Origin of the sequence: Halomonas sp. KM072 (assembly GCF_050710315.1) — a bacterium.
Taxonomy (GTDB): Bacteria; Pseudomonadota; Gammaproteobacteria; order Pseudomonadales; family Halomonadaceae; genus Vreelandella; species Vreelandella hamiltonii.
In genome coordinates, this window is sequence record NZ_CP136132.1 from 1,033,507 (window position 1) to 1,055,997 (window position 22,491).

General features: G+C 57.9%; 27 protein-coding genes. 8 read left to right on the plus strand and 19 right to left on the minus strand.

Annotated features, from left to right (window positions below; all coding sequences use genetic code 11):
• Position 1 precedes the first annotated feature (1 nt).
• The 7 genes from RVM26_RS04705 to RVM26_RS04735 all read left to right on the plus strand — a co-directional run bounded on the left by RVM26_RS04705 (position 2) and on the right by RVM26_RS04735 (position 6,041).
• Positions 2-955, plus strand: coding sequence for a MucB/RseB C-terminal domain-containing protein (locus tag RVM26_RS04705; RefSeq protein WP_498941097.1), 954 nt, complete (start codon positions 2-4; stop codon positions 953-955).
• Positions 955-1,413, plus strand: coding sequence for a SoxR reducing system RseC family protein (locus RVM26_RS04710; protein ID WP_498941098.1), 459 nt, complete (start codon positions 955-957; stop codon positions 1,411-1,413). Before RVM26_RS04705 ends, RVM26_RS04710 begins: the two co-directional genes overlap by 1 nt.
• 66 nt (positions 1,414-1,479) lie before the next feature.
• Entirely contained in the window at positions 1,480-2,892 is a 1,413-nt protein-coding gene (locus RVM26_RS04715) for a DegQ family serine endoprotease (protein ID WP_498941101.1), read from the plus strand.
• Positions 2,893-3,338: 446 nt separating this feature from the next.
• Positions 3,339-4,568: a tyrosine-type recombinase/integrase gene (locus tag RVM26_RS04720; RefSeq protein WP_498941103.1), complete on the plus strand. Its 1,230-nt coding sequence runs from the start codon at positions 3,339-3,341 to the stop codon at positions 4,566-4,568.
• A complete protein-coding gene (locus RVM26_RS04725; protein WP_498941105.1) occupies positions 4,568-4,822 on the plus strand; it encodes a hypothetical protein in 255 nt (84 codons plus the stop codon). Before RVM26_RS04720 ends, RVM26_RS04725 begins: the two co-directional genes overlap by 1 nt.
• Positions 4,823-4,825: 3 nt before the next feature.
• Entirely contained in the window at positions 4,826-5,269 is a 444-nt protein-coding gene (locus tag RVM26_RS04730) for a thermonuclease family protein (protein WP_498941107.1), read from the plus strand.
• 232 nt (positions 5,270-5,501) lie between these two features.
• Positions 5,502-6,041 carry a porin family protein gene (locus RVM26_RS04735; RefSeq protein ID WP_498941109.1) on the plus strand — a complete coding sequence of 180 codons (540 nt, stop codon included), beginning with the start codon at positions 5,502-5,504 and terminating at the stop codon, positions 6,039-6,041.
• A 106-nt stretch (positions 6,042-6,147) separates the two neighbouring features.
• Here the strand turns inward: RVM26_RS04735 and RVM26_RS04740 are convergent, their stop codons facing one another.
• The 9 genes from RVM26_RS04740 to RVM26_RS04780 all read right to left on the minus strand — a co-directional run bounded on the left by RVM26_RS04740 (position 6,148) and on the right by RVM26_RS04780 (position 16,839).
• Positions 6,148-6,975: a phage tail fiber protein gene (locus RVM26_RS04740; protein WP_498941110.1), complete on the minus strand. Its 828-nt coding sequence runs from the start codon at positions 6,973-6,975 to the stop codon at positions 6,148-6,150.
• A gap of 494 nt (positions 6,976-7,469) precedes the next feature.
• Positions 7,470-7,829, minus strand: a complete 360-nt coding sequence (locus tag RVM26_RS04745) for a hypothetical protein (protein ID WP_498941112.1) — start codon at positions 7,827-7,829, stop codon at positions 7,470-7,472.
• On the minus strand, positions 7,816-8,199 hold the full coding sequence (locus RVM26_RS04750) for a hypothetical protein (RefSeq protein ID WP_498941113.1): 384 nt from the start codon (positions 8,197-8,199) through the stop codon (positions 7,816-7,818). The genes RVM26_RS04745 and RVM26_RS04750 overlap by 14 nt, the downstream gene beginning before the upstream one ends.
• Before the next feature lie 2 nt (positions 8,200-8,201).
• Complete coding sequence (locus tag RVM26_RS04755; protein WP_498941115.1) at positions 8,202-11,498, minus strand: phage tail protein; 3,297 nt, start codon at positions 11,496-11,498, stop codon at positions 8,202-8,204.
• A 79-nt stretch (positions 11,499-11,577) separates the two neighbouring features.
• Positions 11,578-11,991: a DUF6950 family protein gene (locus RVM26_RS04760; protein WP_498941117.1), complete on the minus strand. Its 414-nt coding sequence runs from the start codon at positions 11,989-11,991 to the stop codon at positions 11,578-11,580.
• A gap of 6 nt (positions 11,992-11,997) precedes the next feature.
• Positions 11,998-12,594, minus strand: a complete 597-nt coding sequence (locus tag RVM26_RS04765; protein WP_339119210.1) for a hypothetical protein — start codon at positions 12,592-12,594, stop codon at positions 11,998-12,000.
• Entirely contained in the window at positions 12,594-13,175 is a 582-nt protein-coding gene (locus tag RVM26_RS04770) for a hypothetical protein (RefSeq protein WP_498941120.1), read from the minus strand. Before RVM26_RS04770 ends, RVM26_RS04765 begins: the two co-directional genes overlap by 1 nt.
• Positions 13,168-16,032: a tape measure protein gene (locus RVM26_RS04775; RefSeq protein WP_498941122.1), complete on the minus strand. Its 2,865-nt coding sequence runs from the start codon at positions 16,030-16,032 to the stop codon at positions 13,168-13,170. The genes RVM26_RS04770 and RVM26_RS04775 overlap by 8 nt, the downstream gene beginning before the upstream one ends.
• Positions 16,033-16,089: 57 nt before the next feature.
• A complete protein-coding gene (locus tag RVM26_RS04780) occupies positions 16,090-16,839 on the minus strand; it encodes a YebY family protein (protein ID WP_498941124.1) in 750 nt (249 codons plus the stop codon).
• A gap of 162 nt (positions 16,840-17,001) precedes the next feature.
• Between RVM26_RS04780 and RVM26_RS04785 the strand changes: the two genes are divergently transcribed.
• Positions 17,002-17,184, plus strand: coding sequence for a hypothetical protein (locus RVM26_RS04785; protein WP_498941126.1), 183 nt, complete (start codon positions 17,002-17,004; stop codon positions 17,182-17,184).
• Here the strand turns inward: RVM26_RS04785 and RVM26_RS04790 are convergent.
• The 10 genes from RVM26_RS04790 to RVM26_RS04835 all read right to left on the minus strand — a co-directional run bounded on the left by RVM26_RS04790 (position 17,181) and on the right by RVM26_RS04835 (position 22,481).
• Entirely contained in the window at positions 17,181-17,381 is a 201-nt protein-coding gene (locus tag RVM26_RS04790) for a hypothetical protein (RefSeq protein ID WP_498941128.1), read from the minus strand. The genes RVM26_RS04785 and RVM26_RS04790 overlap by 4 nt on opposite strands.
• A 29-nt stretch (positions 17,382-17,410) precedes the next feature.
• A complete protein-coding gene (locus RVM26_RS04795) occupies positions 17,411-17,704 on the minus strand; it encodes a hypothetical protein (RefSeq protein ID WP_498941130.1) in 294 nt (97 codons plus the stop codon).
• 44 nt (positions 17,705-17,748) lie between these two features.
• Positions 17,749-18,126 carry a phage-derived protein YdaY family protein gene (locus RVM26_RS04800; RefSeq protein WP_339119202.1) on the minus strand — a complete coding sequence of 126 codons (378 nt, stop codon included), beginning with the start codon at positions 18,124-18,126 and terminating at the stop codon, positions 17,749-17,751.
• A 316-nt stretch (positions 18,127-18,442) separates the two neighbouring features.
• Entirely contained in the window at positions 18,443-19,360 is a 918-nt protein-coding gene (locus tag RVM26_RS04805) for a phage tail tube protein (RefSeq protein WP_498941132.1), read from the minus strand.
• Positions 19,361-19,433: 73 nt separating this feature from the next.
• The gene (locus tag RVM26_RS04810) at positions 19,434-19,838 is read right to left on the minus strand and encodes a phage tail terminator-like protein (RefSeq protein WP_498941134.1); all 405 of its coding nucleotides are present in this window, start codon (positions 19,836-19,838) and stop codon (positions 19,434-19,436) included.
• On the minus strand, positions 19,835-20,218 hold the full coding sequence (locus RVM26_RS04815; protein ID WP_058577991.1) for a hypothetical protein: 384 nt from the start codon (positions 20,216-20,218) through the stop codon (positions 19,835-19,837). Before RVM26_RS04815 ends, RVM26_RS04810 begins: the two co-directional genes overlap by 4 nt.
• A complete protein-coding gene (locus tag RVM26_RS04820; RefSeq protein WP_498941137.1) occupies positions 20,218-20,613 on the minus strand; it encodes a hypothetical protein in 396 nt (131 codons plus the stop codon). Before RVM26_RS04820 ends, RVM26_RS04815 begins: the two co-directional genes overlap by 1 nt.
• A gap of 195 nt (positions 20,614-20,808) precedes the next feature.
• On the minus strand, positions 20,809-21,183 hold the full coding sequence (locus RVM26_RS04825; protein WP_498941139.1) for a hypothetical protein: 375 nt from the start codon (positions 21,181-21,183) through the stop codon (positions 20,809-20,811).
• A gap of 3 nt (positions 21,184-21,186) precedes the next feature.
• The gene (locus RVM26_RS04830; RefSeq protein ID WP_498941141.1) at positions 21,187-21,465 is read right to left on the minus strand and encodes a hypothetical protein; all 279 of its coding nucleotides are present in this window, start codon (positions 21,463-21,465) and stop codon (positions 21,187-21,189) included.
• A 53-nt stretch (positions 21,466-21,518) separates the two neighbouring features.
• Positions 21,519-22,481, minus strand: coding sequence for a major capsid protein (locus RVM26_RS04835; protein WP_498941143.1), 963 nt, complete (start codon positions 22,479-22,481; stop codon positions 21,519-21,521).
• Positions 22,482-22,491: the final 10 nt, after the last annotated feature.

Here is a 22,491-nt window from a genome sequence, read left to right on the forward strand (position 1 = left end):
TATGGCGATGGACAAGTGCCGACAGTGGGGAATTCAGGCCGTCGCGTCTGCTGGGCTGGTAAGCCTATTCTCCTTCTCCATGCCGGTCATCGCAGAGCAGTCCGCTTTCAGCTGCGATGACCTCACTTCATTGACCGAGCCTGCCAGTGCTCAAGAGTGGCTGGTGCTCAGCAAACAGGCCGGTCATTGCTACGATTTCCAGGCCAGAGCCGTCTCCATCGATGCCTTGGGAGTGCGCACTCTGGCGCTTTCGCATCGTATCCGAGATGGCATTCGACAACAGGTCGTTCAACACCTGGATGGCCCTTCTGTCAGTGTTGAGCGTCAGTCGGCCGTGGGCTATCGCGCCCGCTTCATTCCTGAAGATCGAGAGACCGGCAGCGCAGCGGAAGCCTGGGCGGCTCACGTGGCCCATTATTACGAGATCGAGCTGCTCAACGATGATCGCGTGGCGGGCCGCGAAGCCGTGCAGCTCAAGTTCGTGCCTCAGGATGGTGAGCGCTATCAGCATGAGTGGTGGCTGGACAGAGAGACGGGGCTGCTGCTCAAGCATGTCATGCGCGATAGTCAATCGCGGGCGCTGGAAACGTTTCAGATCACACAACTACAGTCACCGGTGCTTTATGAGGGCGTGATTGCAAATCCTGCTTCGCCGGAGGAGCCTGTAGTGAATTGGCAGGCGGAGTGGCTGCCGGATGGTTTCGTTTCTCAGCCGGTCGAAACGAGTTCGTTGTCGAGTCAGCGTGTCTACAGCGACGGCTTGGCTTCGGTCAGCTTGTTTGCAGCGCCTGTGGAGCAGCAGGCGCTCTCGGAAGGTAGCCATCAGTTAGGCGTTTCTACGGCCACGGTATCGGTCGTGGAGGTCGATGATCAGCGTTGGCAGCTGGTAGGCGTTGGTGAGCTGCCAGCTGCTGTCATGCGCCGTATCGTTCAGTCCATCGTGATTCAGCCCTGATGTCATTGGCCGAGCCCACACCCTGTTCTGCGCTCTATCGCACTGGCCGAGTAACAGGGTATGTCGAAGGGCGATTGGTGGTGGATGTATCGGTGGCCAGTGAATGTGATGCCTGCGCCAAGGGGCGGGGTTGTGGCATGGGCCTGCTGGCGCGCCGCCAGCACCAGCGTGTCGAGGTGCGGCCTGAGTGTCTGGAAAGCCAATTGTCAGAGCGTTACCCTTTGGGCAGTGCGGTGACGCTGACGTTGGAACGGCAAGCCGTTGGCTATCTGGCGCTCTTGGTCTATGCCGCGCCTATGCTGCTGGCGCTGGTCGTGTCGGGGGCGATTGCCAGGGTGGCAGAGAGCCAATGGATCAGCGCGGGTGCCTTTTTTGGTACCTTGGCGTGCGCCTTGGTGGCGCTTAGATTTCTCATGCGCGGTGGGATGGAACGCTTCCGTCCGCGTTTGGTCAGTTAGTTGTCCTGTAGCTCGCTAAGAGTTGCACTTCCATGGTGTCGTCCCTGCTTGACTAGGAGCTGTTTCATGAAGCGCTTGGTTCTCCCCTCAACGTTATGGTTATGCCTGGTTGCGCTGTTCATGGTGGGTCAAAGTGCCCAGGCGCAAACCTTGCCCGATTTCACGGTGCTGGTAGAAGAAGCGGCGCCGGGCGTCGTCAACATTTCTACCACGCGCACGGTGCAGCGCAGCAGCTCGCCGTCGGCACAAGGGTTTGGTGGTCAGGAAATTCCCGAAATCTTCCGCCACTTTTTTGGTGACAGTTTTCCAGCGCCGCCCAGTGGTGGTCAGGGGCGTGGCCAGGAGCGACAGTCATTAGGCTCTGGCTTCATCATCAGTGAAGATGGCTACGTGATGACCAACGCCCACGTCGTGCAGGGTGCCGATGAAATTCTGGTGCGCCTCAACGACCGTCGCGAACTGCCCGCCGAGCTGATCGGCAGCGATGTGCAGACCGACGTTGCCTTGCTCAAGATCGATGCCAGCGACCTGCCGGTGCTCACGTTGGGGAATTCCGATGAGCTCAAGGTAGGGGAGTGGGTGGCGGCCATTGGCTCGCCTTTCGGCTTCGACCATTCGGTCACTGCGGGTATCGTCAGTGCCATCAACCGTACGCTGCCACAGGACGCTTACGTCCCCTTCATCCAGACCGACGTGGCCATCAATCCGGGTAACTCCGGTGGTCCACTGTTCAATCTGGAAGGTGAAGTCGTCGGTATCAATTCGCAGATCTTCACCCGTAGCGGTGGTTTCATGGGGCTGTCGTTCGCTATTCCGATCAACGTCGCCATGGACGTTGCCAGCCAACTTCGTGAAGATGGCCAGGTGAACCGTGGTTGGCTGGGCGTGATGATTCAGCCGGTGTCTCGCGATCTGGCCGAGTCGTTTGGTATGAGCGAGGCCATTGGTGCGCTGATTGCCGATCTGGACCCTGAGGGGCCCGCCGCGCAGGGTGGCCTGCAGGCTGGGGATGTGATTCTGGAGGTCAATGGCGAAGAGGTTGACCGCTCCAGCACGTTGCCGCGCCTTATTGGTCGTGTGGCGCCCGGTAGCGATGTAGAGCTTACCCTGATGCGCGATGGCGACCAGGTAACCGAAACCATCGAATTAGGTAGCTGGCCGGACGCCCAGGGCGCCGAGCAGGCCGCCAGCAGCGATAGCCAGATGCGACTAGGTGTCGCTGTGGCCGAAGTGGATGAAGCCACTCGCGAACGGCTCAATATCACAGGGGGTGTTGAAGTTCGTCAGGTAGAGCCAGACAGCGTTGCCGCTCAGGCCGGGCTTCGCCCGGGAGATATTCTGGTTAGCCTCGATCACCGCAGCGTTGCCTCTGCTGATGAGCTGGTGCGCATCGTCGAAGCCTTGCCCACCGACCGCGCTATTCCGCTGCGCCTGTATCGTGATGGTCGCTCGCTGTTCGTGGCGCTGCGTCTGGAATAATCACACCTTTCGTTCCTTCCAGTCCGGCGGTTCTCGCCGGACTGCTGTTCCTATCCCCCGCATATCGCTACAATAGCGCTTATCTTTTGACGAACTTTGGCAATGCAGTGGTGCGGTGCTCACGTGACGCCTTGTTGGCGCGGTCCCCAACACCATCGCTTGCGTACCAATAAGGCAGAACACACTCGATGTCTCATGACGTTTCCGGCGGAAAGCTCAAGCATATTCGCAATTTCTCCATCATCGCCCACATCGACAACTAGCTTCGCCGCACTACCTTACACTGCCCCGCACTACACCCCACCTGATAGCCGTAAAACCTCACCCTTTCGCAAGTCTGCGCCGCACTGAACAGCGCAGAGAATTACAGCAATGCACTAGAAATATGTACTTGCCCGTGTACATACTGTGCCCCTTCATCAAAATATGCTGGGGAGCATGTACACATGGCGTTAACTGACGCTTGGCTGAAATCCGTCTACCGGAAGACGCGTCCGCGCGCTATCGAAAAAGCCGACCGCGACGGAATGGGCGCCCGGATAACTCCGGCGGGCAAGGTGGTCTTCCAATTGCGGTTCCGGTACCAGGGCAAGGCCGCCCGTATGGACCTTGGCTCCTACCCGGCGATGAGCCTAAAAGAAGCCCGTGACGAGGCCATCAAGCGGCGGGGCCAGCTGGAGCAGGGTCATGATCCCAGAACGCAAAAGCGCGTCGAGCAGGCCGCGATTGCTACGGCGCACACGAACGAAACACTCATCCGGGAGTGGCACGAGCGGTACTGCAAACCGAACAAGGTCGGCGCCGCCGAGATCCTGCGCACCTTCGAGCTTCATGTGTTCCCAAAGCTGGGCCCGTTACCTGCGGATAGCACCGGGCTTGGGCAGTGGATGGATTTGCTTGAGCCGCTGGCCGACCTCAAGCCGAGAATTGCCGAGCGAGTGCTGGCCAACACGAAGCAGGCGCATAAATGGGCTGCCCGGCGCGGGCTCATTGAGAACCAACCCCTGGCCGCCATCAGTGCGAAAGACGATTTGATGGTGAATCGCAAGCGCACAGCGGGCAGGGCGCTGTCCGATCATGAGATATGGATTATGTGGCAGGCCATGGAGCGATCGCGCATGGCGACCCGCTCCAAACTGCTGGTGAAGCTGGTGCTGCTGTTTGGCTGTCGGCCTGGGGAGATAGCGCAAGCACGGAGAGAGGAGTTTGATTTTCAGCGGGGCGTCTGGACGATACCACCAGAGCGCCACAAAACCGGCAAGGCGACGGGGCGGCCGCTCAAACGACCAATCATTGATGAAATGGTGCCGCTGATTAAAGAGGCGATGACGCTATCTCATAATCCGGAGCTGGTGTTCAGTGGCGAAACATCAGCCAAACCGCTCGGACACAGCTCGATACTCAGCTACCCGTACAACATCATGGGCGTGGCCGAGAAACAGCTAAAGCAGTCTATGGCGCACTGGTCGATGTACGACCTGCGCAAGACAGCGAGGACGAACTGGTCAACGCTGGCCGAACCTCATGTGTGTGAACTCATGCTGGGCCATGTACTGCCAGGAGTGTGGCAGGTATACGACCGGCACGATTATCTGGAAGAGCAGGCCGATGCTTACCGAAAATGGTACGCTAGGGTAATGGGAATTGTTAGAGCCGATACGGCAGAGGAGGGGTGATGCTCAATGTCAATAAAGAAGCCCTGCGGATCGATAGAGAATGCTTTGGCCGAAATCTCGGCTCAGTCGATTACCGAAAAATGGTTTTCCGCCGGGTATTGATTCAGGTCGAGCGCTACCACATAGCCCGCCATAAGCTAAACGAAACCGCTCAAGATGCTGCAGGGTCTATGCGCGCCTTTAATCGCGCGACTAAAGCTCTCAAGCTAAAGATGCCCGCAAATATCGACGGCACAATACATTTTGGCGAATAGCGAATGATCCGCTGCATCATCGCCGCCTTCGCACTAATCCCCACGCTAACCCTGGCCGACTACGGCAGCGTGACTGTTGATGAGGTGACGAGCGTGCTCGACGGGGACACTATTCGCGTGACCGTCGACGAGTGGCCACCGGTGATAGGCCACCGCATACCCGTCAGAATCAGAGGCATCAACGCGCCAGAGCGCCGCAGCCGCTGCGACACCGAAGCAGAGAAAGAGCGGGAGCGAGAGCTGGCCGCAGATGCCCGCATCTATCTAGTCGAGCGACTGCGGGGCGCTGAGACGATAGAGCTACGCAATATGCAGCGTGATCCGTTTTTCCGCATTCTCGCCGAGGTGTGGGCTGATGGCGTAAACCTGGGCGATGAGATGCTAGAAGCGGGGCATGCGATCCCGTTCGAGACAGGGCAGGGCGGCAAGGCGTGGTGCGGGCTATAGAGGATGCCGTCCTTGGCACCCATGAATCCGTTCAAATCACACCTCCCTGTCATGACGCTTCCGACATGCTCAAAGCGGCGATCCTTGGCGTCATGCACGCACTGTAGCGCATGCTGCGCTGCATGAATGTAAGACATCGCCGATAGCATTTGTAAGAAATGGCTTACATACAATGAAAGCTAAGTAAGGTACGATCCTGACCGCAACACGAAAAAAACTACCAGGGATCATCATGAAAAAGCATTTAGCAACAGCCATCGCCGCCGCCTCTTTCGCGCTTGTTTCGTCTTCTGCGTTCGCCAACAGCGCGGGCACTGGTTACGTGGGTGGCCTTTTAAGCCATTACAGCTATGACGAATCCGGCGTTTCAGAGACGCTGAATCCGACGGGCATCACTGTTCGTGGCGGCTACTTTCTGGTCGATAACTTTGCCCTTGAGGCACGCTTGGGCACCGGTCTGAGCGACGATTCTGTCAACGGTCTCCCGGTGGACCTGGAGCTGGACCAGCTGTTTGGCGTTTATGCCGTCGGCCACCTGCCTGTCAACAACGCCTTCTCTTTCTACGGCATGCTGGGCTTCTCCTATGCGGAGGCCACTGTCTCAGCTCCGGGCGTTTCCGTTTCTGCCGATGACGACGGCTTCTCCTTCGGCGCTGGCGTACAGGTCAATTTCACGCCCCAAGTCTCTGGCCAGCTGGAATATGTCTCCTACCTGAATAAGTCGGATTACGATCTGAACGCGGCCAGCATTGGCTTGAGCTACAACTTCTAAGCCGCGGTAACTTAACAGCTTGCTTTAAGGCCGCCCGCAGGGGCGGCTTTTTTGGACACAAAAAAAACCGCTCAAGGCGGCCCGTATGCGTTTGTGTGGTGCTGCCCTAAATCAGCGCCGCTTCTCTAAACAGCTCGTCCACCCCCTCCGGTGTTAACCCTAGCGAGCCATACAGGTCGTTCACCCACGGCGCTGCCCGCTCAATCGTGGTGGCATACTCCCACTCGATCTCTGCCACCTGCCGCTGCTGCTCGTCCTCAATCGCCGCGATGGCATCGGTAACGCCAGCCAGCAAGCCATGCTTAGCCAGCACTAAGCGCGCTTGCCGTGGCGTAATGGCCGCGCTCGCTCGCCAGCGTTCTAGCTGCTCGATGCGCTGCTGTTCTTGCTCTTCTGGTGTCAACGGTGCGGGTGGCTCTGGGGCGTCGTCGGGGTGGTCATTGGTGGGTGGTTCCGGCATGCTCAGGCGTAGATCGATCCAGCGCCCTTCGGGAATATCCATCGGCTGGTCGGCCACGACGTCGCCCGTATCGGGGTCGATGCGCTTGGAGAACGTGCGCACGGTGATGGTGCCATCGTCTGCCTGTTCGGTGTCCACCACGCACAGGCGGTTGCCGTTGGCGTCCTGGGGCACTTCCACCGTCCAGCCCTGTGTCGCAAAACCCAATGAACCTGTGATTGTGTAAACGCCCTGGGCGGCGTGGGTGGCGGTTACGCCCTGAGCCTCGCCATTTGCAGCGCCCGTTCCGGCAGCGGTGAAATTGTGGCTTTCGTCGGTCGCGCTATCGGCGCTATTGGCGAGGCGGAAAATGGGCGAGGCTGCTTTGATGAAGCCGTTGCTGTCGACGGTGGTATTGCTGCTATCGCGCAGAATGACCCATGGTCGCCAAGTACGCGTGCCATCCCCGTTATCACCTCCAAAACGGTAAGCCATACCATCTGATCTGTAAGCAGTTGCATATTGAACACATTGTAAGCCAGTATAAACTCGCTGGGTCACGATCCACCAAAATACTGTTCCTGGTGGGAATGTGCCGGGATTGCTTGTGCTATATAAACCCACTGAACCAACTGGCTCTAAGTCAATATTTCGAGAGTTAGTCGGAGGATAATAAGAACCGAAAAAAGCTGCTGACGCTCGAATTGTTTGAGCGATATTCGAGACATAGTCTGGAAAATCCACCGGGTTTAATCCCGACGAAGTAAAAGTTGTCCGAGTCGCAACATTACCTAAACCTAAATTATTCCTTACAGTAGCGGCATTACCCACCGGCGCATTGGCAAGGTCGTTAATCAACGCCAGGTTGCCAAGCGTGCCGCTCTGCCCGACGTCGATGCCGCCTTTCAGCACGTTGATAAGATCTTGCGTCAGCCGCCCGACTTCGGCTAGCCATTCGTTTGTTTGATCGTAGTTCGTGGGTGCTGCCATTAGAGCAACTCCTTAAAGGCTTGATAGACCGCCTGCATGTCTGCGGGCGTGTTTTCGTTTCGAATACTTTCTTTGGCTTTAACGCGCGCTATCTCAATGCGCGTAATGCGTTGCTGCCAACGTTGGTGATTAGTCAAAACGGCTTGCCGGACGGCCTCGGCATCAACGCCCAAAGCCGCTGCCTCTGCGTTAATAAGCACGCCCCCACCCGCTTGCGCTTGGGCCAGTTTTTGCCGATACATCTCGGCCTGAGCGGGGTCAATACGTCGTGCCTCGGCGGCGGCTTTGTCGATAACCGCCAAGTAATGAACCTCTGCATCCTCCCGCCGCGCAAAGGTGCCCGCGTTAAGAGTGATCAATCGTCACCTCCAGTGTCGTGTCGATGAAATGCGGATGGCCGCGTAACGAAATGGCGTAGGTGCCCGGCAGGTCGTAATGGATGGTGAGCGGTCCACCGTCCGTAGTAGCCTGCTGCCCGTTCGTCATCACCACTAGACCTGCAGGCAGGCCATCCAGAGTGACTGTGAGGCCATGCACAATGGGCTGAGCGGTAACTTCGCGCTTGGCGTGTAGTGCCTTTGTAGCTACGTCTACGTAGTAACGGGCATCATCAACAGGGCCAGGAATGCGAATCGCTTTTTTAGGGGCTTTGGCGTTGAGAGGCTGAGAGACAATGCCAAAAATCGCGCCATCACTCTCATAGACGGCGTAATGGGCTTGCTTGGTCATAGCTACCTCTTAGTAGACTGAACGATGAGAGAGCGGTTTGACGATAATCGATAACTATTGCCGGTCATCAGCACTTGAAACTCGATTAATCGCGAGCCCGTCCAGCCGCTCACATCGCAGGCCCCAAACCAAGAATCATCCAAAGTGACGAAAGTAGTGCCCCGGTCAGGTTCTTGCTTGATCTTGCCGAAGCTGTAAACCACGCTACCGTTAATCAATACCCGAACCTGGGCGTTGATGCTGGCATTAGCCCCCGAGGCCGCCTCAAAGGCTGCGCCTAACAGCACCATTACCCGCCCCCCTTCTGCGTTGAAATTGAGGCTGGCAATCGTTCCCCAGGTATTGAAGGGCGTGGACAGGGCAGACGACGCCGTAAACGAGGAAGCGGTGGTCACGGCATTACCAGCTATTTTCAGCGTGCCTACTGAGGCGTTGCCCAGTTTCGCGCTATTGATGGCCGCGTTCTGAATATCTGCCGTACCAATGCTGACGTTTTGAATTTGCGCCCATTGCACTTCTAGCTGTTCCACAGCGATATAAGCCGCCTGCAGCTTATCGTTTTGAAACACTAGATTGCCGGTACTACTGCGCAGCTTGGTGATCGTCAGCGCATCGATAAACGCCTCGGGAATGATCACCCGGCCATCACTCACCACGAAAGCGGTCACCAGCTGGTTATTGACCGGGTTCAGAATGGCGAACTGATTGGCAATGCCGATGATCTGCGCCTGCCCGCCTGCTACCTGAATACCCACCACACCCCGAACGCCGTTGACATTCACCGTGGTTACTGCCTGGGCCACGGCACCAGTGTTGGGGTCGTAGACCGCCGCCAGCTCTTGGCGAACGCTGGCAGATTCCTGCTCGAACTCGATGCCCACCTGTGTAATCTGCTGCGCCAGGGCGCTCTCCGCGCCCACCCGCACCACGTTCTCAACGTCCACCACCGCATTTCCGAGCGCGTTTTGCACCTGCAGCGTGGCGTTTTTAATCGCTTGAGCGAGCGTATCGAGCGCGATGGTCTGGCTAACGTTCTCGATGCTGGCGGTGTTATCGCCCACGGTCGACGTCAGCGCGGTCACGCTGTTGGCGATGGCCTGCTGATCGTTGGCCAGTACCGCCAGATCCTCAGTCAGCGACGCCGTTTTGCCGTTGAACGTCACCTCGAACTGCGTGATCTGCTGAGCCAGCGCGAACTCCTCACTGACGCGTACGCTATGCTCCACATCAAGCACGGCATTACCGAGGGCGTTTTGAGCCTGCAGCACGCTTGCTTGGATCTGCTGTTCTAGTGCGGTGAGCTCACCATTGGCGATAGCGTCGCGGGCAGATTGTAAAGCTTCGGTGGCATCGGCCCGGGTGCTATCCACCGTGATCGTTAGGTCACCTACCGTGTCAGCCAGGCTATCTAAATCACTTTGGAATTGATCGGCAATGCCGCCCGGCTTATAGATCTCGTTTTCGAGGTAGGCGAATTCCTCATCAAAGTTGTTCGTTGTGACTACTTCCACTCGCAGGAATGGCGACGCGCCATAAGCATTCACACTCTGCACGAAGTAGTAGTAAGTCGTGGCGGCAGAAAGGCCGGTGTGTGTGAACGTCAGGCCCTCCCCCAGATAATCCGCCTGGGGCTGCGTCGCGGCTTCGGATTGCGTGACGTAAAAACGGTAGTGGCCACCGCCGAGTGATTCGCCTGGTGGCATCACTGGCACCAGGGTGATCTCACGGTTACCCACGGTAGTGATCACTCGGTCTGGTGTCGCAGGTACGTTCACCGCGAAGTTGATTACCGCCGGGCCAGACTGCCCCAACCGCCCACGCGCGCGCACTTCTGCTGTGTAGCTCCCCGCTTCTAGCCCGCCTACGTCGCAGCGCTCCACGCCCGCTGGCACTTGCGCGGCTTGCACGGCCACGCCTTCGCGCTTGATCACCACGTTGTAGTGCAGCGCGGCGTCTACCGGGTTCCACACCAAACGGCCTTGAATCACTTCGCCCACGTTTTGGAGCACGTACTGGAGGCCCGTAGGCGAGCCGATGCCACCCGTGGGTAGCTGGATGAAACCGAAGGGGTCAAAAGGCTGACCTACGGCGTCGTCGTAAATCGCCGGGTCTTCCTGTTCCAGCGTAACAATGCAGCCCTCGGTGCCGCTAAACTCCCAATTTACGACACGGAACTCGCCATCGATATTCAGCGAGGGAAGGTTGACACGAACAACACGCCCCGGGCGACAAGCATAGCCTCGGAAATTAAGCGGTATGCGCAGAGTGCCGCCCGCACGCTTGCGGCGAAGGGCGATGTTGGCTAGGCGCTGAGCCTGATAAGCAGAAGTGACGAAGCGCAGATCGAGGCTATCCTCGATAGGACCGCCATCTTCTAAAATCCAGTCCTGAATAGCGACCGGCGGGTAATCCGTCTCTGCCCAGCGCTGCTCAGGGTCGACAAACTTGCCGCGCATTGTATTAACGGCATCGGCACGACTCACTTCGGTTTGGCCGGAGACAGGGCCAATCACCATATCCTCATCAATAGTGAAGTCGAAGGGGCCGTAATAAGCCCCCACGAGAAGGCCAAACTTGCCGCCAATGCGTAGCAAGGTGCCCGAGCAAGCCATCTCTAAGTCAGCTAAAACACGGTCTTTGCGCTCATCGGCCTTAAAGCCGCCCGCCATGGTATAGCGGCGCTCTGTGCTGCCGTCTGGGTTTGTAATGACCTCGTCGCAAATGTTCGCCGCTTCGATGAACGACTCCCATAGAATCTCATCATCGGGCACGCCTAGCCGATTACGGATATACCAAAGCGTCACAAGGGCGACGTTATCGCTATAGCTGCTAGTCTCGGTGCGCGGGTCATACACATCATTACGCCCATGCACCTCAAATAGAGGTGTAGGCAAGCCAGAGCTAAAATAGTCGGGATCGTAGCGCAGGGTGAGCCTGACGGCAGATAGGCCGCGCCCGATCATGCTACTTTGCCAGCCAGGGGAGTTGGTCAGCAGATAAGTGTCTGCAGCCGCAGGCGTCTTTAGCAGCGCATAGCTAGCACGGCTGCCAGCCTCGCTGATCGGCGCTTGGTCAAGATAGACATTATCTAGACTGTGAATAGCGCCTTCGCTAATCGCAAATACCTGATAAAGCTCCTCACCTTCAGTTTGGTCGCCATCTTCCTCTTGCGCCCATAGCTGCAGCCCGCCAACCCCAATGTGACCAAAAACATAGCGAGCTGGCTCTTTAGAGCTGCGAATAATCTGCTTTAGCTCGCTAGCCGAATTACCAGCGCCGCCACTTGGCAGATCAGGCACGCCAAATAGCTTGCCGATGACCCTCTGAACAGGCTTTAAAACGGCATCAAAAACACCGGTTACTGCTCTCGTGACTGACTTAACCGCCTTTGACATTATCGACTCTCCAGCAAACCTCGGGATCCGCCGTCACGCGGCTAACACCATCATTCGTAGCCGCCCATATCGAGCCCGCCCACACCACGCCGACGCAGCGTCCGAACTCGGACGTAAACAACACCACATCGCCTCGCTGACGCATCGCAACCGGCACACGCTCAAAGTACGCATCCCACAGCGCCTCAAGGCTGCCGTGGGTGTTTTTCAGCACGCGCTTAGCGCCGGTTTCTGTTGAGTAGCGGCCCCGGTATTTCTCAATCGGGTCAACGTCACAGATCGCGATACAGCACGCCGCGGCGAACGTGCAGCAGTCGAACTCGCCCCATGAAAAAGGCCGCTCAGAGGCGGCCTGTATTTCGTGATGCAGTCGTGTTGTCCAATCGCGGTGTCGCATAGTCGATTAATCCGAATATTTGAAGGGAGGGGCGTTTTTGGCGCCACCCCAATAGATAGGCCACTCAGCAAGCTGAGCCACCACCGAGAAGAATCGATCACCTTGGCGCCGGGCCCGATGGTTCTCGTCCGTCCAGCGCTCAGTGCCGCCGCGCCGCCAGTCCACCATACGATCCGTCAGCTCCACGCTAATCGCGTTTTCGCCTTGATTCCCGCCGTAGCTCATACTTGCCGCATCCATGGTCCCGCTGAAAAGAATATCAGCCGCATAACTGCCATCCTCGTCATAAGCCACCAGCATCAGGCGCCCAGGCCGACCACGGCATCGGTCTTGCAGCGTATCGCGCATAACCTGGGCATCAATCCCTGATAGCGTCAACGTTACCGACATAGGTGATGAACTGTTGAGCTGTTCCGGTACGCTCTCAACATCGCCAAATTGGCCCACGCCCTCGTATGTTTGTCCGTTGATTACTAGCGGCCCGGTACCTGTGTGAAAACGAGCGACACCTTCCTTGAAGTCGAGCTCGCCTGCATAGGTGATGCGGACGGTGGGTCGTGACATGAGGTCAATAACGGAATCCGAAAAAGGGAAGTTGATCATTAGAACGCCTCCCGACATGAAAGCGATGCGCTGCCAATTATGCCTTGATAGGAGCTTTCGGCGCCTTCCTCGGTAAGTCGCATCACGGCATAGGGCGCTTGGTAGTTGATCGCCGTGCCATTAGCGGGCGGTACGCGAAGCCAAGGGGCAATGGGTATTACTGCTTGGCCCTCGGCGTTGCTCGTCACATCCTCTAGCACCTCCAGTAGTTGCCCACTGACCGTGATGTAATCACCTCGGCGCAAGACGGTTTTGCTCGGCGTCCAGTCGCGTGTTACTAGCTGTCCACCTGCTTGGCCTCCACCATTAACGACACCAATCCCGGCTGCAGGGGCAGGGCGCCGATTCCATGGATACAGCCGGAACGTTCCCATCATGCCGTGAAGCGAGTGGATAAAGGAGGACATGAGCCTAGCTTGCTGTTGATCAAGCAGGGGCAAGTCGATGCTGCACTCCCAATATCCACCAGGGTGCCCAGCAATCTGCTGGGAGTTGGTGAAGGGGGACGTGAACGCGAAATTGTTAGAGACGATATTCCAGCTCATGGAGCTTGGGATAATCTCGACGGGCCATTCAGACATTTAGCGTTCTCCGTAATGGGCCATTGCGCTCAAAGTCGCGCTGCGTTTGACGTATTGCCTCCTCAGCTCCCAGGCGCGCTTGGCGGCGCGTCTCGGCGGGATTGCTAGAGCCGCGCGCGTCGACGCTGATCTGGTAGGAGTTGGTAGTGGTGGTTCCTGTGGATGCTGGCGAGCGATAGGCGTCCATGCGATCACCGAGCGCAGGCGATGAGCCCACATAGCCACCATTCGCATAGCCCCGGTTCAACCCTTCAAGCATCGCCAGCACACCAGGGCGCTCGACCATCTCTTTACGCACGACGAACTCGCCCGCATGGACAATGCCCGCTGGGTCGTATTTGCCGCCTGGGCCAGTGTAGCCGCCATCGGCGAAGCCTGCCATTGCAAGCGTGCTGCTAAGCCCGTAAGTGGCCGACATGCCCGCCATCGCCGGGGCTGAGTTAGCGCCGAACGATGCAAGTGACACAGCGGCAGCAGCAGGGGCGTAAGCAGCAGCTATCGACGTGCCTGTTACGGCAGCGGAGGCAACAGCAGCGGCCTCGCTGGTCTTACCCACAGCCATTTGCACAGCCTGATAAGCCAGCCACTGCCCGGCCATTTGCCCGAGCGCATTAACTGTTGATCGAGCAATGCCTTCAGCCATGCCACGCAAAGCATCTCCGGTGCTCTGGCTATCGAACACCATCGACTCAAACGCATTACCAAAGCCGCGCTGGAATGACTCAGCGGTATTAGCGGCCATCTGATCGAAGTCGGTGAAGGCGTTAGAAGCGCTCTCCAGCCACTTGCCCCAGTAGTCCTGCTCCTGCCCGACGACTCCCGCCAGCGGATCGGTTGGAGCGCCCACGTCGCCGCGTGAGCCGATCTCGGCACCGAACCCCTGGCCGTATGCCTGCGATGCTGTTTGCGTGCTGAGCTGGGCCTGCTGTAGTCGGTTGAGGGCATCCAGGTAGCGCATGACGCCAATTTCGCCTTTGGCCCATGCGAGCGTTAGTAACTCCTGCTCCTCGCGGTAGGTGCGCTGCGCAGCCTCTACGGGGAATAGGCGGTCGGTGAGGGATTGGAGGGTTGAGGCGAAGCGGTCAGCCTCGCGCTCAGCGTCTTGCGCAGCCTTGCTCATCCGATCCACTGTGTCCGTAGTCGTCTCGCCACGCTCACCCAGCACAACTACTGCTTCGCCGGTCTGCTCAACAGTGCCGCCGAGCGATAGAAGGCGACGCGATAGCGCGGTCAGGCTCTCAATTTGTTGGTTGGTGGCGACTCGGTTTTCAATGGTCGTGCCAAGGTCGTCAAAGTACGCCTTGGCATTGCCCACAATACGGCCCAGGTGGTCATCGGTCAGCTGTTCAGCTGCTCGTCCAGCAGTCTCTACGGCGCTGTTTCGCACGGCGGATGCAACGCTGATCAGCTCGTTCTCTATCGCATTGGAGAAGTTGCTCGTCGAGAAATCCAGGTTCATCATTGCCTGGATGTCTTTCCAGAGCGCGTCGAACACCGTGCGGGCGTTGGAGCCCATGGTGGTAAATGCCGTAGTGATCGCGTCAGCGACGCCCATTACAACCGCCTGCTGGGCGTACCAGATGCCTACGGCGGTGTTGAATAGCGTCCGGTGGGCACCAAGCACGAGGTCGAGCGCGGTGACAAAGGCATCTTTGATACCGGTAGCCACGCTCTCGGCATCAATGCCCATATCACCTAGCCAGGCAATGACGTTATCGACGGCTTCACCCCAGTAGCCTTCGACGCGGGCGGTGACCTCTTGCCACGCACCCATAACCCAATCACTGACATCGGCGGTGGTGTCGCCAAATTCAACAACCGAGTCCTTGGCAGCGTAAAAGGCGCTGCCAAGAGCGGCAACGGCACTCACTCCTAGAACGACAGGGTTAAGCCGGGCGATGCGCGAGAACGCCGTAAGCGCAGCATTGGATGCCCATACGGCGGCAGAAAGACTGACGTATGCCGTCGTCATGCCCACCACGGCAGCCGTAGTGCCACGCACTGCCGCATCTGCTTCTTCCATGCTCGTCACAATGGGCGTGATGTTGTCTCGAACGGCATCGGCGGCGCCTACCATTAACCCTGCAAGCCCTTCGCTGACGCCAAAGGCGCGATCCATTGTGCCAACCAGCTCTAGCGCGCTATTCCCCATAAGGGTGAAGCCGTCTTCGATAGTGGCAGGCATTGAATCAGCTTCTTCGCGAAGTAGCTGCATTTGGCTTGTAAGAGCCCGAATAACCCTGTCAGTCGTCAGCGCGCCATCAGCGGCCATTTGCCGCAAAGCCAGCGTGGTAACGCCAAGGCCGTCGGCCAGCGCATCCACGATACGTCCGCCGTTTTCTACGACGGTGTTGAAGTTGTCGCCGCGCAGCTCCCCGAATGCAAAGGCTCGCGAAAGGGCCAGGAGCACCGATTGGGCTCGCTGCCCTCGCGTCGCTGACACAACTAGCGCGTTGTTCAAGCTGTCGCTCAGGTCTAGCTGCTGCTCTGTCGAATACCCCAGCTCTGTCAATGCGCTGGCATTATCCAGAAAAGCCACGGCTGTTTGGCTTAGGGATGAATAGGTACTGCGAGCGGTATCCGCCAAGCGGCTCATGGTGCGCTCGGCTTCTTGGGTGCTGCCCGATACCAATTTGACGCGGCTGTTGAGCTCTGACCATTCGTCGGCGTAGCTGGCAACCTGCCGCACGGAGAGCGCGCCGATCACCAGCCCCGCGACGCGGTTGAAGTTTTGCATCGAGCCTGCAGTAGATTCGGTTCTGCGCTCAACACTTTCCAGGCTTTTTTCGAAGGATTTGAGGCTTCGCTCACCTGAGCTCGAATCCACTATCAAAGACAGGCGAGAGGTGTAGGCCATGTTTTCCTCCAGGCATAAAAAACCCGCCTCAGCGGGCGGGTCATTGCGCGTCAGCAACTAACAAGACTGTTGCCACAAGCCAGCGAAATTCGGTGATACTTCTTCAAATATGACGCTGCGGCCAGAGATGATGAAGCGCTGATAACCACTCATTCCACCCAGTGCATTGCGAGCAGATACCTCGCCACACACATTTCGCCCTGAGCGTTGGGACACGTATATATTGCGAAAATCTGAGGATCGACCATCTCGTAGAGACTCACGAACCAGTCTTTGCGCCTGGACTACTGCCAGACGATCTTGAGATTCGCGGTCTCGCTGCGCTTGAATGCGCGCTGCTTCAAAGGCGGGATCTTGCGCACACTGCTGCCGTGCCACGCTGATCATGTCTGAGATACTAACCTTTGCCCCGGGGATTGCTGGGTTATCGCGCCAAATAGGCGCTAAATCGGCGTATCCTTTTTGCGATGCAACCCCGTTCAGCTGGTACGTCCACTGGCCAGATGTAAAGACGGCCGCTCCACCTTGCCTGCAATCTAAGCGCCCACTATCAACAGTGAACGGCCAGTCATCGCCATACTCCTCGCGAGTCACCAGAACGCCTCGCGTTTCATTAGTTACCTCTTGATCTTGAGCCGTATCATCAGTGGCAGGAGCTGCATCGAGGCTGGGCTGAGCCTCTTCCGAGGCAGCGTCATTTGCAGCGCCGCCAGACTCAGATAGGGTCATGCTGACGATACCAAAAGCAACAATGCCCACGATGGCCAAAGCCATTATTTTGTCCTCGCCACCACGCCCGAACTTCATCGCGAACCCCTGTTATGTACTGCCTGAGATTCGCTTAGCATAGCGTAGGTGCCCACCATGGGGTAGGGTATAGCGTCCATGCCCTGTACGTTTCCCCAGTCTGCCCAACTCCTAAGCATATTGATACGCTCCAAGCTCACCACAAGCAAAGGAGGCATCACCATGCAACAAGAATCAGCAGCAATAGAGGCTATCGGCAAAATTGAGAAAGCCTTGCCAAAAATACTAGAGAAAGCTGAGTTTGCCGATCCAAGCCTTAAAGGCGACATAGTCGCAATAGAGTATCAAATCAATGTGGCAATCAAGGACCTAGATAAGAGGCTCAAGGCACTGGAAAATCGTTAGGAGAAAGTGGCAAATTGCTTGCCATGCTCTTCGCCGTAAGGTTGGCTGTCGTCCCCAGAGGCGGCAGCCGCTGCATTCAACCAGGCGTACTTTGCTTCATCTGCTTTTAATTGCTCGTTTCGATAAGCGTCGTAAGTCTCTTGAGCCTTATTTGACTGCTCGTTAAATTCTTCGTACAGCTTTTGAATGTCTTGCATGATCATTTCTCCGGATTTATATCTTCGATTCAGAGGGCGGCTTTGGTTTTGCTAGGCTTTTTTTGCTGACTGTCTTTCCAGTGGATCCAGGCGTCGTCCATGGCGCATATCACGGCCACGGCCTCGTCGCTTTCGGCGGGCAGCTCCAGCTTTTCAATCAGATCGATGATATCTAGCGGCGGCAAGGGCAGGGGGATGCCGTGCGTGTGCGGCCTACCTCTCGCCGCGAGCCAATACGTGTCGAGCCAGAACAGGGTTCGCTCATCGGCGTCTGGCCTCTCGGCTTGTTTTGACATGCCAAGCTTGGCGGCAATGGCGGCCATTTTGGTTTCTTTCCCGGACGCCCGTAGGTCGTACTCCAGCACGGCTACCGCTTTTTTTTCTGAGTCGCGACGTCGTCTCGGTAGAAGTTTTCATTGCGACGCGCCTCAACCAGCAAACCGTCAGCCAGTTCAGGGTCGTCAATCAGCAGCTCGATAGCCGCTTCCCGAGAATAAGGCAGAGGATTACCCTCGATATCCATTACGTCGTCGCCCCAGCCGCGCAGGATGCCGTCAGCAATAATCTCGGCATTCGCGCGAATACGCTCCTCGCCTGTTTTCAGCGATGCCTTGCGCACTTCTTCAACTACGTCGAGAGCCTGAGCATTGCCAGCGCGCGCGATGATCCACTTGGCGCCACAAACTTCGACTGGCACGCCTTCATTCACTTTTTTACGGTCTACTCGACCAGCTTTATAGCCCATGGGTATCTCCTTCCGCTCCGCAATAAAAAAGGGCGCTCAAGGTCGCGGTTTTCCCTAGAGCGCCAAACTGGTTGATCGGGGTGCTACTGTATGAAAAGGGCCAGCAATTCCGGCAGCCGCCATGCAATCGCAAACATGGAGAGTGCGAGGCAGCAGGCGAAGAACGCGCTCACTGATCGCCACAATCCATATCGCTCGATACAGGTTTTCATAAGCTCCACCAATGAGCTAAAATTCATCTATGGTCTTCCTTGTCTGCTCAAGGACGAATCAAGAAGCCCCGGAGTGTTAGCGCACTTCGGGGCTTTGCTTTTGGTTATGTCGCGAGAACGCGAGTCACTTTTACGGGCGTTAGCTTCGCCGTAAAATCTAAAGTCACTTGCACGATCTCTTCATTACCTCCATCGGGTAGGGCGCCGTCGAGTTCGGCCTGAGGAATCTCAAACGTGTAGCTGTTGCCTGCGGCGTCTTCCAGCGGGAACACGATGCCCACAGCCTCGCGGGTCAGCATCTTTTTCCAGATTTGGTAGGAGGCTGCCGACCATGCCAGCGTGACCTGACCGGTGATATTGGCTCGCGTGGCAATCAGCGCGCCAGGACCGGCTCGACCTAGGCAGCGCTGTACCTGCATGGTGTTGTCGATCGTCATCGACAGGGCAGATACGCAGGCTTCGCCCGCCAGCGTTTGCCCGTTAATTAGGACGTCGCCGACTGAGGTGGCCGAACCCATTGGGACGGTCTCTGTGGGCGGGTTGATGGTATCGCCGGTCGTGGGGTTGGTGGTGCCGTCCTCGCTCTCCAGCGCCATGCCCGTGAAGGTGCAGGTGATCTTGCCTTCTTCGGGGATTTCCAACGCCAGCGTGCCGATATGCAGGCCTCGAAACGTGGCCCATACGCCAATGTCCTGATAGCCCTTGACGTGGGTGAAGGTGTGGCGAGAGCTGCCCACTTCGAGAACGTCAGCGGTCCAGTCGCCGTAAAAGGCGGCTTCGAGTAATTGGTCAAACGACACCGCCGAGAACTCAGCGCTCAAATCCCCTTGATAGTCGAGGGAGGTAATAATCGAGCCGCCCGCCATACGGTCAGCGCGAATCTCGTCACTAACTTCCGTGCTGACATTGGGAGTCATGCTGTTACCAGTGAGACGCAAGGTGTCCCAAGTGGGTGTTGCCGGAGTGGTGCCCGGCGTGGTTTCTGCCACTAGGTAGCTAATAATCTGCGAGCCTGAACTCATGGTGTTCTCCTATGGCCGTTTTGCAGGCATAAAAAAGCCCGCATTAGCGGGCCATTGGGGTGAAGTGTTTAGGTTAGCCAGCGCGCCATGGCAGGCTGACCAAATACATGTACCAGCCGCTTTCCGGCCCCACTCGCTGCACGCTTGCCGTTAGCAGCTCAAGGCCGCCGTCTCGGTAAAATTGAAAGTGCTCGGCAAGAGAGTCTGCGAGCAGGGCGGCAGGCCGAGACCCTTGTCGTTCCGGCGTAAAGACTTGGAACTGGGTCAAGCCTGTCCGGCGAACGCCTGGTGAAGCGCCTTTGTAGGGAGCGAAGCTATCACCATGCTGAATAGTGCAGCGCACCCATGACTCTTTGGCCTCAATGGCTGCTTTCAGTGCCGGAGACCGGGGCGCGCCGTCATACTCGACCGGTACGCCGTCCCAGGTGGCCAGTCGGCGCTCGATGGCTAGACGGATGGATTCAAACGTTGGGTTCATCGTCCGTAGCGCTCCCGCGTGTTGTTGTAGGCGATGGAGTAAACGCCATACGGCGCTTGCCCAGACCAGCCATCCTCGATGCGCTCGCCATAGGGGATGTTGGTCTGAATGGTGACCAGCTTGAACGGTGAGGGATTGGCCGCCAGGATCCGCTCGGCTTCGCGCATTGATTCGTCTGGCCCGTAATGGGGCACTTTTTCATGGTCGACGTCATCGATCGTCAGAAAGTGCGAGCCGCGGTAAGCGCCTTCATCAACGGGTGAGTGAATGATCAACTGCTGCAGGGCGTAGAGCACCATTTCAGCGCCTTGCTTGCTGAGCTGGCCTTCTACCTCCTGAATAAAGCCGCCCAGCGGCATGGACCAGCCACCTCTAGCCATTACGTCCTCCGAGCCTGAATGATCCAGGCGGCATCTGCCGGGTCTTTGCGAACGTCAACGACAGTCAGGCCGTTGATGACGTCATCGACCTGCGGCGCGTCCGGCGTATTCGTGACTTCGCCATTCTCGACCCGCCATATTTCGTTCTGCAGGGCCGTGATTTTGGTATCGGTGGCCAGAATGCGGCTGCCATCGATCTCGAACTGCCGGAATCCGCCGAAAACGCCGCGACCCTGATAGCCTATGGTGGTTTGGGGCGTGGTGCCGGTTTCGGGGTCATAGCCACCGGTAACCACCTCCCGGGTGCAGCTGAACGCGGTCACCGCATCAGCCAAGCCGTCGACATCATCGAACGCCTCGGCAATGTCGGCTTGAAGGTCGTCTCTAATTCCCATGCGCTTGCTCCCGGTCATGCTCTACAGCGTGCAGCGTCATCGATGCAAGAGCTGTCCGTTTGAGGCGGCGCATTATCGAGTCATCGCCAATCGGGCCAGCCATCAGCTCGCAGGCGCTCCGATAGCTCCGTTGGTAGTGATCGACCCAGCCAGCATGGCTTCGGATGCCAAGCAGTATTCGGTATCCGCTCATTCTCACAGCCTCTTGAGCATGCGCACGGATGCGCCAAACGGATTCAGCCACGGCTTGAGCAGGTCGTTCACGTAGGCCATATCGCCAAGAACAGCGCGGGAGCCATCGGCGTACTCGGTTTCGGACTCGACGCTATCAGCCTTGACCCGTTTGCGCTTCACGTTACCCCTGGTATCGGCGTACAAAGTGCCAGCCGCTGCCATCTTGGCGAGATACGCACCGGCGCGGGTGACGCGGTCGTCGTCAACGTCGACCGGAACGCCTTTCGCCGTGAGCCAATCGTTGGCCTGCTGAACGGCCAGCGGCTTAGCATCTTCCTCGGCCCAGTCACTGCCGAGAGTGGCGTCAACATCCTCGACGGTTATGAATTGGGCCATGGGTTACTCCTGAGCCTTGCGCGAGCGGCCACGCTTGGGCTTGTCGCTCTCTGCGGCCTCAGTAGGCGGCTCTGTGGGCTCGGGTTGGGTCTTGGGTACGGCCTTGGCCTGCTGACCGCTGACGGGCACGTTGGCGGCCTCGTAGGCAGCTGCAATGTGCGGGTAATCACCATCCAGAGTGACGCGAGTCACGCCAGCCTCTGGGCGGTCAAAAAATCGGGGGTTGCGGTAATGCTTACCGGCCTCAAAGCCTGTTCGTTTCTGCGTGTAAATCAGTTCCATGGTGCCTCCAGAGAAGAAGGGCGACCCGAAGGCCGCCCTTGTTACCGCTCAGATCAGAGGCTGACGACGTGGACGCCTGCGGTGTCCTTGATGTCGGTTGCGATCTGGCTCCAGTTCGCGCCGGTGCCGATGGCGGCATCGGTGGGCGACTTGACGGCAGTGTTCCAGGCGTAGCCCTTGAGGCCCAGGTTGAAGGTGTATTCAGCCTGGAAGATACGCTGGATGTTCTCGTTGCCGGTCTTCTCCTCGACGGTGGCGTAGTAGTCGCCGTTGTCCTCGACATTGGCGGCGCCTGAGGCCAGGCCCAGGGTGTGGTAGTGGTCGACACCAGCACCACCACCATCGGCCTCGAACAGAGCTGGGGCGTCGGTCATGACGAAGCGGCGACCGAAGCCGTCCTGAGTCACGCGGACAGTGCCGAACTCGAACAGCTGGTTGCCGTTGGTCAGGGCGCCGTCGTACACGTCGGACATGGGCTTGGAGTGCAGCACCCAAACCATGATATCCATCATGCGGTCGCCGAACTTGGCCGCGCCTTTGTTAAGGGCGTTGAGGGTCAGGGTGCCTGCGGTGGCGTCGTGACTGACATCGCTATTTCCAGACAGGGCAGTCTGAAGCGCCAGAATGGCGGTGTTCACCTCGTCAGCGATGACGCCACGCGCCACCTGCTCACCGATGACCACGCCAGCTTCCTCGGGGTTGCGCTGAATCCAGGCGAACTGCTGCGGCTCGAACTCGACCGGCGCAGTGCCGCCCGCGATCTTGACCGCGACGTGAGCCATCTGCTCCAGCTTGGTCGGGGTGACAGCACCGGAGCCGTAGGCGTCACGACGGCGCATTAGGTTACCGATGGCCTTGTAGGTAGCCTCATGGGCGAAATCGCCCACGTTGCCAGCCTGAGCCAGGGTCATGGCGCCGTTAGTGGCGCCGTTGAACAGTTCGATCTGCTGCCGGATGGTCTCGGTAGCGGCGCGGTACATGAAGTCATTGAAGACTTTCATATCAGAAAGTGCCATAGGGCGTTAC